The 15078-nt window shown below is 59.7% G+C and carries 10 protein-coding genes; 9 read left to right on the forward strand and 1 reads right to left on the reverse strand.

Annotation, left to right across the window (positions count from 1 at the left end; genetic code table 11):
* Nucleotides 1-411: 411 nt before the first annotated feature.
* Complete coding sequence (locus tag ACOYW1_RS09590) at nt 412-960, reverse strand: hypothetical protein (RefSeq protein ID WP_482422610.1); 549 nt, start codon at nt 958-960, stop codon at nt 412-414.
* A gap of 640 nt (nt 961-1600) precedes the next feature.
* Here ACOYW1_RS09590 and ACOYW1_RS09595 point away from each other — a divergent pair.
* From ACOYW1_RS09595 to eutL, 9 genes are all read left to right on the forward strand, one after another.
* A complete protein-coding gene (locus tag ACOYW1_RS09595) occupies nt 1601-2461 on the forward strand; it encodes an ABC transporter substrate-binding protein (protein WP_482422611.1) in 861 nt (286 codons plus the stop codon).
* Complete coding sequence (locus ACOYW1_RS09600; RefSeq protein ID WP_482422612.1) at nt 2440-2757, forward strand: hypothetical protein; 318 nt, start codon at nt 2440-2442, stop codon at nt 2755-2757. Before ACOYW1_RS09595 ends, ACOYW1_RS09600 begins: the two co-directional genes overlap by 22 nt.
* Entirely contained in the window at nt 2754-5333 is a 2580-nt protein-coding gene (locus ACOYW1_RS09605) for a hybrid sensor histidine kinase/response regulator (protein WP_482422613.1), read from the forward strand. The genes ACOYW1_RS09600 and ACOYW1_RS09605 overlap by 4 nt, the downstream gene beginning before the upstream one ends.
* Nucleotides 5334-5390: 57 nt before the next feature.
* Nucleotides 5391-6878, forward strand: a complete 1488-nt coding sequence (locus ACOYW1_RS09610) for a sigma-54-dependent transcriptional regulator (protein ID WP_482422614.1) — start codon at nt 5391-5393, stop codon at nt 6876-6878.
* A 2091-nt stretch (nt 6879-8969) separates the two neighbouring features.
* Nucleotides 8970-10172 (forward strand): ethanolamine utilization protein EutH, encoded by a 1203-nt coding sequence (gene eutH, locus ACOYW1_RS09615; RefSeq protein WP_482416591.1) that lies wholly within the window; start codon nt 8970-8972, stop codon nt 10170-10172.
* A gap of 114 nt (nt 10173-10286) precedes the next feature.
* Nucleotides 10287-11648, forward strand: coding sequence for an ethanolamine ammonia-lyase subunit EutB (locus ACOYW1_RS09620; protein ID WP_482416590.1), 1362 nt, complete (start codon nt 10287-10289; stop codon nt 11646-11648).
* 18 nt (nt 11649-11666) lie between these two features.
* On the forward strand, nt 11667-12560 hold the full coding sequence (eutC, locus tag ACOYW1_RS09625; protein ID WP_482422615.1) for an ethanolamine ammonia-lyase subunit EutC: 894 nt from the start codon (nt 11667-11669) through the stop codon (nt 12558-12560).
* Nucleotides 12561-12565: 5 nt separating this feature from the next.
* The gene (locus tag ACOYW1_RS09630) at nt 12566-14083 is read left to right on the forward strand and encodes an ethanolamine ammonia-lyase reactivating factor EutA (protein WP_482422616.1); all 1518 of its coding nucleotides are present in this window, start codon (nt 12566-12568) and stop codon (nt 14081-14083) included.
* Between the two features lie 343 nt (nt 14084-14426).
* Nucleotides 14427-15077 (forward strand): ethanolamine utilization microcompartment protein EutL, encoded by a 651-nt coding sequence (eutL, locus tag ACOYW1_RS09635; RefSeq protein ID WP_482422617.1) that lies wholly within the window; start codon nt 14427-14429, stop codon nt 15075-15077.
* Nucleotide 15078: the final 1 nt, after the last annotated feature.

Here is a 15078-nt window from a genome sequence, read left to right on the forward strand (position 1 = left end):
GGGTGATGGGAAGTTTTTGTATGGGCGTACAATAAAATTAAGTCAATTTTGTACGTATGGTAAACCCTTGGGCGAAAAAGTGAGTAAGTCAAAACGTGTCACGTTGTGCTTTGCGTTTTAGCCTGGATATGTCACGGGGCGAGTGCACCCATATTCAAGGCATCGGAGCTGTTGATGTCGTTGTTACCTCAACGCTCTGATAACACAGAAGGTGGGTGGACTCATATGGCAGGCCCAAGGGGGGCAATGTGGGAGAGGCGAACGGACCGACCTGTGAAGCCGTTTAAGGGGCGAGAGGGATACGAAAGGCCGACGGCAGAAAGCCGTGGATTGGTTTCTTCCTGATGGCGCGGCGTTCCCTGATGGGTTCAGCCGCTTTGGAGTGTGAGGGGGCTGGAAAAATACTCGCGGCTATCCTCTGCAGCGCGCCGCCACTTCCATGGTGCCTGTTTGGAGGGCCATGAGGGAGGTGTCCCGCGTGATGGTCAGGAAATCCTTGTCGTCACTCTTGTCATCGGAGCGGAACATGACGGTATAGGAGGTCTTGGGTGCGATGATGACCAGGCGGGGAATGTCCATGGTCACAAGGGGGATCCGATGGGCTGCTGCTGATGCATTGAAGGTGCCCATGCGGTCGAACAGGGAAGGGGAGCCGGCAGGGTCTGGGGTGAGCATGCGGTAGGCCCAGCCCATGACGCCGAGTTCGTCGGTCTCTTCACCGTTGGCAAAGGCCTCATTTTCTTCGTAGGTGGTTGCGGAAAGGTTGTAGTCCCACGTGTCGAAGAGGTCGTAATAGGCTTGCAGGAGTGTGTCTGCGCTGTGTTCCGCCGAGGGCGTGAGGGCCCTGCCGGTGGCTGCCTTGAGCGCGTCTGCGGACATGGGGGTGAAGGCCATGGTGCCAAGGGGCCAGAGGGTGACGGCGATAACCACGACACATGATCGAAGGGATCTCTTCAGCATGTTTGTCTCCCCGAAACAAATGGAAGGTAATGGGTGCACTCGCCCCGTGACATATCCGGGCCTCGGACAGGGTGCTTCATTCTTCTATTCTAAAAAAATCGGTGTTACTTGCTGGACTTGGGTGTTGCGGGACAGGCAAGCTTTGGGTCGTGTTGACGTATACCCTACATATCCCATGTGGCAGGCTGGATGTCAAATCGAATTGCTCACCAAATCAGTGGGTTCGTTGCGTAGGCGGGCGGCCCGGATCCCCGTTTGACGGGTTCGTTCCTTTTGCTTCGCTTCAATTTGCGGAGTCTGAGTGCCGGTCGAGGTGAGAGAAATGGGCCGGATGTTCTTCAGGGCTGGCGGAATGTTCACAAATAGTGGATAGTGGTGCGTCCAGGGGGAACATTCTTTTTGCCGGTGTGGTTAAAAAACCGATGCAATGAAAGCGGTTTGGAAAATCGTGTCGGCTTTAAGGGTGGACGGCAGGTTTTTTGCTGTGATCAGGCCAGGCGTTCGTGTCGCTGGATGTGTGGCCGCGGCAAACAGACCCGTCGCTGGCCGATGATTTACGAGCCCATGGCAAGCCCGGGTTATGGTGTTATCAAGGTGACCACATCGGTGCAGGTCGCCGGGGGAACGGGGAATGAATGGTATGAATCTGAAGTGGTGTGTGGCGGCTGTGGGAGCCGTCTTGTGCCTGGTCATATGTTGCGGCGCTGCGTTCGCCGGTCGGGATGGCGTGGCCTCCCCGGAGCGGATGACCCTGCGGCTCCTCATCTGGGATGGATACGCCCCCAAGGCGGTTCAGGACACCTTTGTGACGCATGTCCGGAAAACCTACGGCGTGGATCTTGCCTTTTCCATTACGTATGCCTCCAACCCCGATGATTTTTTTGATGCCCTGCGAAACGACAAGGTGGACCTGATTTCCCCTGCCCACAACCTGCCCAAGGATTTTCGCTACAACCTCACCACCAACGGCCTGACCCTGCCCATTCGGCTGGAAAACATCCCTAATTATGCGCACCTCGTCCCGGAACTCTACCGCCAGCCCTGGGCCATGGAAGGGGGCGACGTGTATGCGGTGCCCGTGGTGCAGGGGCCTTACGCCCTGGCGTACAACACGGCCCTGGTGCGGAATGAGCCTACCAGCTGGCGGGTGTTCTGGGAGCCTGCCTGGAAAAGAAAATTCATGGTTCACAAGGATTACTACGAGCTGAACGTCTATATTTCCGCTTTGGCCCTGGGCCACCGAAGCCCGGACATTTTCCGCTTTGACGCCATCAAGGGAAGGCCGCTGGAGGAGAAGATCGACTACCTTGCCGCCGAGTCCGCTTCGTTCTGGCAAGGGTTTGACAAGCCTGAAAACTATCGGGGGCTGGCCCTTTCCACCACCTGGCGGTGCATGTTTCCAACGGCGGACGACGCCTTTGACGGATGGCGCATCGCGAAAAATGTCCCGAAGAGGGCACCCCCTGGTGGGTGGATGCCATGCTCATCAGTCATACCCTGAAAAAGAAGCCCCTGTTGCGCCGCATTGCCGAAGAGTGGATCAACTATCTGCTTACCGATGAGGTACAGACCCGGTCCATTGCCATGGAACTTGGGACCTATCCCGTGACCCGCAAAGGGCTTTCAGACTATGTGGCCTCCCTTCCGGACACGGCGTCCGGGGACACCTTGAGGCTCTTGCTGAAGAAGCGGATTCCCTGGCAGATCCTGGAGACCCGGGATCGCAATGCTTTTAAATTTTTATGGAGCGAGGCCATGAAGACGAGACCGTCTGAATGGGCCGGGGAGGGGCGATGAGGCCGTTTCACAGCGAGTCGGGCAAGCAGACCTCCCTGCGGTCCGATTTTATCTATGCGTTTTTCATGGTCTTAGGGATCACCTGCATCATCGTGACCATCATCGACTGCTACATGGTCTACGTGCGGAACACCCGCATGCTGGAGAAAAATGCGGGGAGCACCATGGAAAGGGCTGTGAAGACCCTGGAGCAGCCCCTCTGGCACTACGACGTGGATTTTATCCGGACCTTTGCCGATATCCTGGCCAACGACAGCAGCCTGGTCCACCTGGAGGTCTTTGACGAGCAGGGCAAGACCCTGGTGGTCAAAGACCGCACGGGAGATGCCCCGGCCACGGCGCGTATCCGCTGGGAGCTTGATCGCACAGTGACCTACAACGGCAAGGGCATCGGCCGGGTGGTCATGACCTTTACCAACAGCGATGTGTGGCGACTGACCCAGCAGATGATTTTTTCCGACCTTGCCATCATGTTTTCGGCCCTTTTTGCGGTGGTTGGCACCACCTGGATCCTCCTGAACCGACAGATCTTAAAGCCCTTGGGGGTGATGGAGAAAGCCTTTCACCGCATCTCTGCAGGGGATTATTCCAGGCGGGTGCGATTGAGGAAAAACAACGAGCTCTCGGTCATTGCCCATGAGTTCAACACCATGGTGGAGCAGGTGGCCCTGCGGGACAGCAGGATCCGGGAGAGCGAGACCAATTACCGGAACCTGGTGGAGGGAACAACGGATATTATTTTTCGAACTAATCTGGAAGGTTGCCTGGTTTATATGAACCAGAACTTTGAGAAATGGACCGGCTTTCATGTGACCGACTTCCTGGGCGTACCCTTTTTCGAACTCCTGGCCTCGGGATACGGGTCGGATGACTTTGAGCGGCTGAAGCAGGGCGCCTTTGAGGGCAGGACCAACCTGCATGAGATCCAGCTGATCAAGGCAGACGGCTCCCTTATTCATATGGAGCTCAACATCACCATCCAGAAGGATTTCGACGGCAGCCCCATGGGGGCCATGGGCATTGCCCGGGACATCACGCGGCGAAAGCACTCGGAAGACGAGTTGCGGAAATACGAGCAGATGGTGGCCGCCTCCAGCGACTGCATGTGGCTGGTGGACAGGGCTCTTTCCATGCAGGCGGTGAACAAGGCCTACCTGCTGGCCACGCGTCGGGATCGCTACGAGCTCATCAACCGGCCCGTGGCAGAGGTGCTGGGTGAGCCCCTCTTTGCAGAGCACGTAAAACCCTATCTTGAGGCCTGCCTTTTGGGAAAGAACGTCCGGCACAGGGCCTGGGTAGGGTTTCCGAAGCGGGGCCTTCGTTTTGTGGATTTTACCTTCTACCCCAGCTTTGATGCGGCGGGGGCCGTGAGCGGGGTGGTGGTCAACGAGCGGGACCTTACCGAACAGAAGACCCTTGAGACCAAGCTTCAGCAATCCCAGAAGATGGAGGCCATCGGCACCCTGGCAGGGGGCATTGCCCATGATTTTAACAATATCTTAGGGGGGATTATCGGGTACGCCGAAATGATCGAGATGTTTGACGTGGAGGGCAACGACCGGGTGGCCGTGCGCATCGAGCACATCCTCAAAGGAGCATTATTACAGCAGATTGTGGACCAGATCCTCACCTTCAGCCGTCACGGCGAGCAGGAGAAGAGTCAGCTCTCCCTGTCCCCCATCGTCAAGGAGAGCCTGAAGTTCCTGAGGGCATCCATTCCGTCCACTATCCGTATCTGCGAGAAGATCGACTGCCCCGACGACGCCGTGGTTGCCAACGCCACCCAGGTGCATCAGGTGCTGATGAACCTGTGCACCAACGCATCCTACGCCATGCATGAGAGGGGCGGGACCCTCACCGTCTCGTTGTGCAACGTGGACGTGGATACGGATCAGGCCTGGGGCCTCTCCGGGGTGCTCCCAGGGCCCCATGTTCAGCTCTCGGTTGTGGACACGGGGCCTGGCATCGAACCCGAGGTGATTGATCGGATTTTCGACCCGTTTTTTACCACCAAGCAGACCGGGGACGGCACGGGCATGGGCCTTGCCGTGGTGCACGGCATCGTCAAGCACTTCAATGGAGCCGTTACGGTGAGCTCCGAGCCTGGGGAGGGGGCCGCCTTTCACGTGTTGATCCCCTCCTGCCCCGACGCCGGAGAAACGGTGCCAGAGGAGGCCCGCGTGACGATGTCCCGGGGGCGTGGGAAGATCCTTTTTGTGGATGATGAAGAGGAGCTGGTGAGCTTCAGCTCGGAGATCCTCTCCCACCTGGGATACGACGTGGCGGCAGAGACCTCCAGCATCCGGGCCCGCAGGCGGTTCATGCAGGACCCCGGCGCCTTTGACCTGGTCATCACGGACCAGACCATGCCCGAGATGACGGGGTTCGATCTTGCCCTGGAGGTGATGGCCGTGAGGCCCGAGTTGCCTGTGGTGCTCTGCACGGGATTCAGTTCATCCCGCTTGGAGGAAGAGGCCCGGGCCGCGGGCATACGATGTTTTATGAAAAAGCCCATCGGGGCGCGACAGCTGGCCGATCTGGTCTCCCGGGTGCTGCGCCGCGAGCCGGTGGCATGATGGATCAGGTCTCCGGGCAGGAGGCGAAGTGGGAACCGGATACCGGAGGAGTAAGAGATGTCCAATGTATTGATCATAGATGATGACCTGCAGATGTGCACCATGCTGTGCGACCTTGTCCACCATATGGACCATGAAGCGGCCTACGCCCAGACCCTGGCCGAGGGGCTGCGACTGGCCCTTTCCGGCGGGTTTGACGTGGTCTTCCTGGACGTGCGCATGCCCGATGGCAACGGCCTTGAGGCCATGAAAGAGATTCTGGAGATCGACTTTCCGCCGGAGATCATCGTCATGACCGGCATGGGTGATTCCGACGGTGCGGAGCGGGCCATCCGAAACGGGGCCTGGGATTACATCCAGAAGCCCCTGTCCCCCAAAAAGATCATCCAGCCTCTGGACCGGGTGCTCCAGTACCGGGACAACATCCGCACCGCGGCCCGGCCCGCCAGGACCCTCAAGCGGGCGGGGATCGTGGGGAACAGCCACCAGGTTCAGGAGTGCCTGGACACCGTGGCCAAGGCGTCTCAGAGTCTTTCCAACGTGCTGATCACCGGGGAAACCGGTACGGGCAAGGAGCTGTTTGCCCGGGCCATCCACGCCAACAGTGGACGTTCCCGGCACCGGTTTGTGGTGGTGGATTGCGCGGCCCTGCCCGAAACCCTGGTGGAGAGCGCCCTGTTCGGCCATGAGAAGGGCTCTTTTACCGGGGCGGACAAGGCCGCCGAAGGGCTGGTGGGCCTTGCCAACGGAGGCACCCTGTTCCTGGACGAGGTGGGGGAGATGAACCTTAACCTCCAGAAAGCCTTTTTGCGGGTGCTCCAGGAGCGGCGCTATCGTCCCGTGGGGAGCAAAAAGGAGGTGGAGAGCGACTTCAGGCTGGTGGCTGCCACCAACCGGAAGCTTTCGGACATGGTGAGGCAGGGCCTGTTTCGGGAAGACCTGCTCTATCGACTCAACGCCGTCTCTCTGACCCTTCCCCCTCTTCGGGAGCGCCTCGAAGACCTGCCCGGCCTGGTGAAGCAGCTCAGCGCCAAAGTGTACGGCTCCCTGGGCATCAAGCCCAAGGGGGTCTCCCAGGATTTCATCGCCGCCCTTGGCAGCTACCACTGGCCGGGCAACGTGCGTGAACTGGTGAACACCCTGGAGTCCTCCATCAGCGATGCCTATTACGAGCCCGAGCTTTTCTCCAAGCACCTGCCCGAACAGATCCGCATCACCATGGCCCGATCGTCGGTGGCCGAAACCTTCGGAGACCCTGGTGAGGAAAAAGAGTCAGTCTCCGTTGCCGTACCGGTAGACCTGCCATCGGAGCCAAAGCCTGCTGCGGACGCCGAGGACGTTTCGGATCTTCCGTTGTCCACCTACAAGGCCTACCGGGAGTCGGTCCTCAACAAGGCAGAAAAAAAATACCTCCAGAAACTCATGAAAGCCACCCGTGGGTCCATCAAAGAGGCTTGCGCCATCTCCGGCCTCGGCCGCACCCGCCTGTACACCCTCCTTAAAAAACACAGCGTGGATCGCATGGGGTGGGGCGTGCAGGCGTAAGACGGTGTCTATGGTTAACCTCGGGAGCAAAAGCAAGCCTCCGGCGGCGAGGTGAGCCACCTCGAAAGCATATTGCCATTGCGCTTTGCCCTTCGTTCCTCAGGGCAAAGCGCAATGGCCTTCGGCTCGGGCTACGCCCGACATAAACGCTGCGGGCTGACTTACAAGTTTCGAAGTCACGGGATACGTTGTTGCCACTGGTCCATTATCGGTGTAGCTGCAATAACTCCGGCGGCAAGGTGTGCCACCTTGAAGGTAGATTGCGAATGCCCTTTGCCATTCGCCTTTCAAACAAACGTCGACTTTCATCATCATTAGGCCATCGGCCTGTTTACATTCCCTCCGAGCTCCCTTGTCCTCTGGAGCGCCGCACTCCGGCGCGGCTCGGGTAGCGGTGGACTGAATCCCACATCGGAGTGCGGCGTTCCCGTTTCGGTTGATTTTTATCGTATCGCTCCCAGGCTCTGCCTGGGAGTGTGAATAGCAAGGCTTCGCCTTGCCGGTATGCAAAATCATCCCGTGGGTGGCACACGTCACGGGGTCTGTCGGTATCGAACCGTGGAGGCAGAGCCTACGAGGGACATTCCCAAGCGGAGCCTGGGAACGAAGGTGGGGGCACCTTGAAACCCTATGACGAATGCATGGAGGCCGCCATTATGCCATGGTTCTCGGGGCATTCGCGTGATGTGTGACATGGGGTAGCTGTCTTTGCAGGAGAGGTCCATTTTATCTATCTGGGAGCTCCCTTGTCCTCTGGAACGCCGCACTCCGGTGCGGCTCGGGTAGCGGCGGACTAAAAAGCCGCACTGGAGTGCAGCGTTCCGTTTCGGTCGATTTTTATCGTATCGCTCCCAGGCTCTGCCTGGGAGTGTGAATAGCAAGGCTTCGCCTTGCCGGTATGCAAAATCATCCCGTGGGTGGCACACGTCACGGGGTCTGTCGGTATCAACCGTGGAGGCAGAGCCTCCGGGGGGCATTCCCAAGCGGAGTCTGGGAACGAAAGAAGGTGGGGGCACCTTGAAACCCTATGACGAATGCATGGAGGCCGCCATTATGCCATGGTTCTCGGGGCATTCGCGTGATGTGTGACATGGGGTAGCTGTCTTTGCAGGAGAGGTCCATTTTATCTATCTGGGAGCTCCCTTGTCCTCTGGAACGCCGCACTCCGGTGCGGCTCGGGTAGCGGCGGACTAAAAAGCCGCACTGGAGTGCAGCGTTCCGTTTCGGTCGATTTTTATCGTATCGCTCCCAGGCTCTGCCTGGGAGTGTGAATAGCAAGGCTTCGCCTTGCCGGTATGCAAAATCATTCCGTGGGTGGCGTTTGTCACAGGATCCGTGGGTATCGATCGTGGAGGCAGAGCCTCCGAGGTGCATTCCCAGGCAGAGCCTGGGAACGAAAGATAACAGTATCCCGGCAAGGGTTCCGTATTCCACACGGGCGAAGCCCGTCAGGGAATGTGATGAGCCTGAGGAATCCGCCTACGCCCGTGCCTGCGTGTCACCACTCAGCCAACGTCACCGGGCTACGGCGCCACAACGAAAGGCGAAAGAGCATTCCCGACCCTGGGGTCAAGGGGCTGTAGCCCTTTGCCGCCGAGAGGCTTATTTTCCCCCTATGACTTGAACCGTTCCCTTTCTCCCTTTCCCCTGCACAAGCGTTCACGAAAAGTGGATACATCCTTTTTCCTGCCGGACAGATAGAACGCCGGTAACCCGCCTTTGTTTCTTCTCTGAGTTTAATTCTTCGTAATTCTTCTTAAAAAGTCATTTTTTCGGCGTTGGTATGCATTTTGATTGAGGAAGGGGTGTACCTGCAACGGGATGGATGCGTTGCGGGGACCTCAGGCATGGGTGGCGATCGTGTGCAGGGAAGGGGCGCCTTCCGTTCGGCGTGACAGGCAAAGGGGCCGGTCGCACCGGGCTTTGCGTGCACCGACCCCGGAATGATACCGGGGTGCCGCTTAAAGCATGGAGGGAGCGGGGCACAAAGATTTTCCGACCGCGGGAGAGGAAGCGCACCTTCGGTCATTTTCCCCCGGCCCTGACCAACCGTCATGATGAAGTGACACCACAGATCAGGAGAATTGCCTTATGGGAAGCATCGGTACGATTATCATTTACATTATCATGGGGTGTGCAGTTTTAGGCGCCTTTGCCTACATCAAGGACGATGAGAGCGGCCTGGGCCGGGAGTTCATCGAGGGCCTCAACAGCATCGGCCCCATCTTTGTCCCCGTGGCCGGGATCATGGCGGCCACGCCGTACATCTCTGCGTTTGTAAAAACCGTTTTCGGGCCTCTTTTTTCCGCCATCGGAGCGGACCCTGCCATTGCCGCCACCACCTTCATCGCCGTGGACATGGGCGGGTACCAGTTGGCCGAGGTCCTGGCCCAGACCAAGGAGAGCTGGATCATGGCCATGGTGGTGGGCTACATGTCCGGGGCCACCATCGTCTTTTCCATCCCCGTGGGGCTGACCATGCTGGAGAAGAAGGACCACAAGTACATGGCCCTGGGGGTGATGTCCGGGATCCTGAGCATCCCCGTGGGTGTTTTTGTAAGCAGCGCCATCCTCTCCGTCACGGATCTTGCCGTACGTGGCGTGATCTCGGCCAACGCCGAGTCCGCTTATATCCTCTCGTTAAGTTTCGGAACCATCTTTGCCAACCTGCTGCCCCTGACCATCTTCTGCGTGGCCCTTGCCGTGGGCCTGAAGCTCGCCCCCAAGGCCATGATCAAGGGGTTTCTTGTCTTTGGCCGGGCCATGGGCATCGGCCTGACCCTGGTTCTGGTCTTTTCCGTGGTGGAGTACTTCACCGGCATCTTCTCCACGGTTCTGGGTGGCTGGGGATTTGATCCTATTATCGCCGACGAGGCCGATCAGTTCCGGGCCCTTGAGATCGCCGGTTACATCGGCATCATGCTCTGCGGCGCCTTTCCCATGGTTTACCTTATCAAACACTATCTGGCCGGGCCCATGGAGGCCGTGGGCGGAAAGCTCGGGCTGAAGAGCGAAGGGGCCGCAGGCATCCTGGCCGCCGCCGCCAACATCCTGGCCATGTTCCGCCTCATCGCCGACATGCGGGCCAAGGACAAAGTCCTGTGCATCGCCTTTTCCGTATGCGCGGCCTTTATGTTCGGTGATCATCTCGCCTTTACCGCCAACTTCCAGCCCAACATGATCCTGCCCGTCATGAGCGGCAAGCTGGCGGGGGGCATTGCAGGCTTCTGCCTGGCCTACATTCTTTCGGTTCCCGCTGCTGTGAAGATCGAACAGGAGCAGGGGGACGAGTAAAAGCGCGCCTCCGGCGGCAGGGGGGCGCCTTGAAATTCTGGGCGAGTGCTTTGGTGACGTGTGTATGAAGGCGTTATCAAGGCATTTGCCATAATCAAGTAAGGAGATACACACGTGAATCTGAGAAGCAAGATCGGCGATAAGGTATTTGCCTTTCAATCGGTCCGCGATGTCCTGGCCAAGGCCAACAACGAGAAATCCGGCGACGCCCTGGCCGGTATCGCGGCGGAGTCCGCCACGGAGCGCGTTGCGGCCAAGCTTTGCCTGGCCAACCTGCAGCTCAAGGACATCTATGAGAACCCGGTCATCCCCTACGACGATGACGAGGTGACCCGGGTGATCTACGACGACCTGAACACCACCATCTACGAGAGCATCAAGAACTGGACCGTGGCCGAGTTGCGGGAAACCATTCTCAAGAGCCGCCGCCAGGGAGACCTGCTGAACATCAGCCGGGGCCTCACCAGCGAGATGATTGCCGCCGCGGCCAAGCTCATGTCCACCATGGACCTTGTGTACGCCAGCAAGAAGATCAAGGTGTCGGCCCATTGCAACACAACCATCGGCTTGCCCGGAACCCTGTCGTTCCGGTGCCAGCCCAACCACCCCACGGACGCCATCGAAGGGATTCTGGCCTCCCTGAAGGAGGGCCTCTCTTTTGGTTCCGGGGACGCCTGCTTCGGGGTGAACCCGGTGGAAGACAACGTGGAAGGGTACTCACGGGTGATGCGGGCCATTACCGATTTCAGGGATCTCTACGAGGTGCCCACCCAGTGTGTTGTCCTGGCCCACATCACCACCCAGATGCAGGCCATGGAAAAGGGCGTGCCCGTGGACCTTCTGTTTCAGAGCATCGCAGGCTCCCAGACCGCCAACGATGCCTTCGGCATCTCCGCCGCCATGCTGGGCGAGGCCCGGGACCTGGCTTTGCACCGGGCCACCTCCACCGGCCCCAACGTGATGTATTTCGAAACCGGCCAGGGCTCGGAGATCTCCCTGGACTGCCACCACGGCGTGGACGAGATGACCCTGGAGGCCCGCACCTACGGCCTGGCAAGGCGCTATGCCCCCTTCATGCTCAACAACGTCTCCGGGTTTATCGGCCCGGAGACCATCTACACAGGCAAAGAGGTGATCCGGGCAGACCTGGAGGACCTTTTCATGGGCAAGATGCACGGCCTGCCCATGGGCATCGCCCCCTGCTACACCAACCACATGAAGGCTGACCAGGACGATCAGGAGATCGGCACCATGCTCTGCGCCATGGCCGGGTCCAACTTTTTCATGGGGGTTTCGGGCGGCGACGACTGCATGCTCAACTATCAGGACACCAGTTTCCACGATGATGCGTCCGCCCGGGAGATCCTGGGCCTCAGGCCGGCCCCCGAGTTCGAAACCTGGCTTGAGAAGATGGGTATCATGGAAGACGGCTGCCTTACCGAGGCTGCCGGCGACGCCTCAATGTTTGACAAATAGCAAAGGAACCACAGAGCAATGAACGAACAGGAACTGATTCAAAGCGTCATCGGCAAGCTGGTGGAGCAGGGAGTGCTTCAAAGCGCCCCTTCGGCAAGGGACAGGGGGGCTGCGCCGGTGGCTTCCTCCGGCTCCGGCCTCTCTTCCGGAGACCCCGTGACCCTGCCTCCGCTGGACGAGGTGAAGGTGGACAGCCCCAAAAACATGGCGGCCCTTGAGGCCATGCGCAAGACCACCCCGGCCCGTATCCTCATGGGCCGATGCGGCGCGCGCCAGAAGACCCACTCGTTTCTCCACTTCCAGGCCGACCACGCAGCCGCCGTGGACGCTGTTTTTCTGGATGTCTCCGATGCCTGCCTGGCCGAGAACGGGTTGTTCGGCGTCCAGACTGTGGTGAAGGACAAGGACGAGTACCTCATGAAGCCGGAGCTGGGCAAGCGGCTCAGCGAAGATGCCAAAAAGATGATCTCCGAGCGCTGCGAAAAGGGTGCCCAGGTGCAGATCATCGTGGTGGACGGCCTGAGTTCCACGGCCATTGAAGCCAACATCGGGGACACGGTCCCCGCCCTGATCCAGGGGCTCAAGGCCGAGGGACTGAGCGTGGGCACGCCTTTTTTCGTGAAGTACGGCCGCGTGGGCGTCATGGACGAGGTGGGCGCCCTCCTGGGCTGCGATGTGGTGGTGGAGCTGGTGGGCGAGCGTCCCGGGCTGATCACCGCCGAGTCCATGAGCGCCTACATGGTCTACAAGGCCGGTGAGAAAACCGTTGAGGCCGATCGGACCATCATCTCCAATATTCACAAAGGCGGGACGCCCCCTGCCGAGGCCGGGGCCCACATGGCCACCGTGGTCAAGCAGATGCTCGCCCACAAGGCCAGCGGCGTGGCCCTGTCCGAGGCCATGAAAGCGTAGCGGCCATGTCAGAGAGTTCAACCATATCGTCCCTTTATGCGGCTCACCTGAGCGGTGCGGCGGAGTCCTCCGCCGCCGAGGTGGTGACCAGCGTGGGCATCGACATCGGCACCACCACCACCCAGTGCGTGGTGAGCCGGCTGACGGTGAAGAACACGGCTCCAGGGACCCTGGTGCCGCGCATGGAGATCACGGACAAGGAGGTGGTCTACCGCAGCGGCATCCATTTTACCCCCATTACCGGGAACAACCTCGTGGATACGGATGCGGTGTTTCGCCTGATCAACGGAGAGTTCACCAAGGCCGGGATCTCCCCTTCGGACATCGACACCGGGGCGGTGATCATCACCGGCGAGACCGCCAAAAAAGAGAACGCCCGCCGCATCTCCGGCGAGATGGCGAGCTACGCGGGCGACTTTGTGGTGGCCACGGCAGGGGGCAAGCTGGAGTCGGTGATCGCCGGGCGCGGGTCCGGGGCCTCGGATTACTCCCGCAGGCATTTTCTCACCGTGGCCAACATCGACATCGGCGGCGGCACGGCCAACATCGGGATTTACCGGAGCGGCAAAGCCATCGACAGCTGCTGCATCAATGTCGGCGGTCGCCTGCTCCGGGTGGGCCCGGTTGAGGGGCGGGTGGTTCAGGTGAGCGAGCCCATGGCCCGCGTGCTGGATGACCTGGGCCTTTCCCTTTCACCCGGGGACCGTGTGGACCCGTCGCGTCTGGAGATCCTTTGCCGTCGCATGGCCGAGGTGGTGGCAAACGCCCTGAAGCAAAACCACCTCACCGGCCTGGAGGATGCGCTGATGATGACCACGCCCCTGCGCCTCGATTACGAGGTGGATTGCGTGATGATCTCAGGTGGCGTGGCCGATCATGCCTACACAACAGCCCCATGTGACACCCTGGATGAGATTGCCCGCTATGGCGACATCGGTCCCTTGCTGGGCCGTCAGGTCCGGCAGGTGTTCCGGGATAAGGGCATGGAGATGATCCGTCCTGCCGAGACCATCCGGGCCACGGTGATCGGCGCCGGTGCCCAGACCGTGGATGTGAGCGGGAGCACCATTGTGGTGAGCGATGAGCGCCTGCCTATGAAGAACGTTCCCGTGGTCATTCCCTTTGGGGAGGGCATTCCAGACACCCCGGAAGAGATGGCCGAGGCCGTGGGCCGCAGCGTCTCCAGCCTCTACGAGGCCATGGACCTGGAGCCCCTTGCCATCGGGATCCAGGGCGGCGGGTACCTCTCCTATAAAAAGGTGCAGGTGCTCGCCCGGGGGCTGCTCTCCGGTCTGGCCCCCCTGATCCGGGCCGGTCACCCCGTTGTGGTGGTGATGGAGCAGGACAGCGGCAAGGTCCTGGGGCAGAGCCTTCGGGCCCTGAACCCCGGGGCTCAGGTCATCTGCGTGGATCAGATCGAGGTGAGCGAAGGGGACTACATCGACATCGGCCGCTCCATGGCCGGAGGCACGGTGGTGCCCGTGGTGATCAAGACCCTGGTGTTCGAGACCCGGCAGTCGTGAGTGGACATGAAGGCAACCTGTCTTTTTAAGTGACGGGTGACGCGAAGCCGACGGTGCGGGTGATGTGAGGTAGGGTGCGCTTGCGCACCGCCGAAGGTCGTAACGATCATGTCTCCGGATGATGCTCAGAGAACATCAAAATGGCAAAACGCGTTGGGTTTCCGAACACATGATGCGCAAGCAAGCCTTGCAGGATGTCGCATAACAAAAGGGTGAGACGAGCTGATTTAGCTCCTGCGACGCTTATACGACGACCGATTCGTTTCCGTGCAATGACGCATGGTGGTGAGATGTGGCTTCAATCGATGAATGATACCGGCACAGACCGGCAAGGAGGAGAGATATGAAAGGGGATGCCCTGAAGTCCAAGGTACTGAGCATAAAAATGATACCAAACGTGGACCGGGACATGGTTCGGGAGCTTTCGCTTCCCGACGGGCATCGCAGCGTGGGGATGCTCACCTGCGATATCGACGACGTGGGCTACACCGCCATTGACGAGGCCACCAAAAAGGCAGACGTGAAGGTGGCCTACGCCAAGAGTTTCTACGGCGGGGCTGTCAACGCCAACACCAAGCTTGCCGGAGAGTTTATCGCCATTCTCTCCGGGCCGAATCCGGCGGAGGTGAAGAGCGGCCTCAACGCGGCCGTGGATTTCCTGGAGAACGACGCCTGTTTCTACAGCTGCAACGACGACGACTCCATCTGCTACTACGCCCACTGCATCTCCCGCACCGGCTCGTTTCTCTCTGCCGAAGGGGGAATTCAGGAAGGGGAGGCCATGGCGTATCTTATCGCCCCTCCCATCGAGGCGGTGTATGCGGTGGATGCGGCCCTGAAAGCAGCAGACGTGAAGATGGCTGTTTACGGCCCTCCCTCGGAGACCAACTTTGGCGGGGCGCTTCTCACCGGGAGCCAGTCCGCCTGCAAAGCAGCCTGCGATGCCTTTGCCGATGCCGTTCAGCACGTGGCGGACAACCCTTTGAAATACTGAT

The sequence above is a fragment of the Desulfoluna sp. CYM3A genome (assembly GCF_056829965.1).

What these genes read in the sequence shown, in the direction of transcription:
- ACOYW1_RS09605 (WP_482422613.1), top strand. Translation starts at nt 2,754, where the DNA reads ATGAGGCCGTTTCACAGCGAGTCGGGCAAGCAGACCTCCCTGCGGTCC.
- ACOYW1_RS09590 (WP_482422610.1), bottom strand. Translation starts at nt 960, where the DNA reads ATGCTGAAGAGATCCCTTCGATCATGTGTCGTGGTTATCGCCGTCACC.
- eutC (WP_482422615.1), top strand. Translation starts at nt 11,667, where the DNA reads ATGAACGAACAGGAACTGATTCAAAGCGTCATCGGCAAGCTGGTGGAG.
- ACOYW1_RS09610 (WP_482422614.1), top strand. Translation starts at nt 5,391, where the DNA reads ATGTCCAATGTATTGATCATAGATGATGACCTGCAGATGTGCACCATG.
- ACOYW1_RS09630 (WP_482422616.1), top strand. Translation starts at nt 12,566, where the DNA reads ATGTCAGAGAGTTCAACCATATCGTCCCTTTATGCGGCTCACCTGAGC.
- ACOYW1_RS09595 (WP_482422611.1), top strand. Translation starts at nt 1,601, where the DNA reads ATGAATCTGAAGTGGTGTGTGGCGGCTGTGGGAGCCGTCTTGTGCCTG.
- eutH (WP_482416591.1), top strand. Translation starts at nt 8,970, where the DNA reads ATGGGAAGCATCGGTACGATTATCATTTACATTATCATGGGGTGTGCA.
- ACOYW1_RS09600 (WP_482422612.1), top strand. Translation starts at nt 2,440, where the DNA reads ATGCTCATCAGTCATACCCTGAAAAAGAAGCCCCTGTTGCGCCGCATT.
- eutL (WP_482422617.1), top strand. Translation starts at nt 14,427, where the DNA reads ATGAAAGGGGATGCCCTGAAGTCCAAGGTACTGAGCATAAAAATGATA.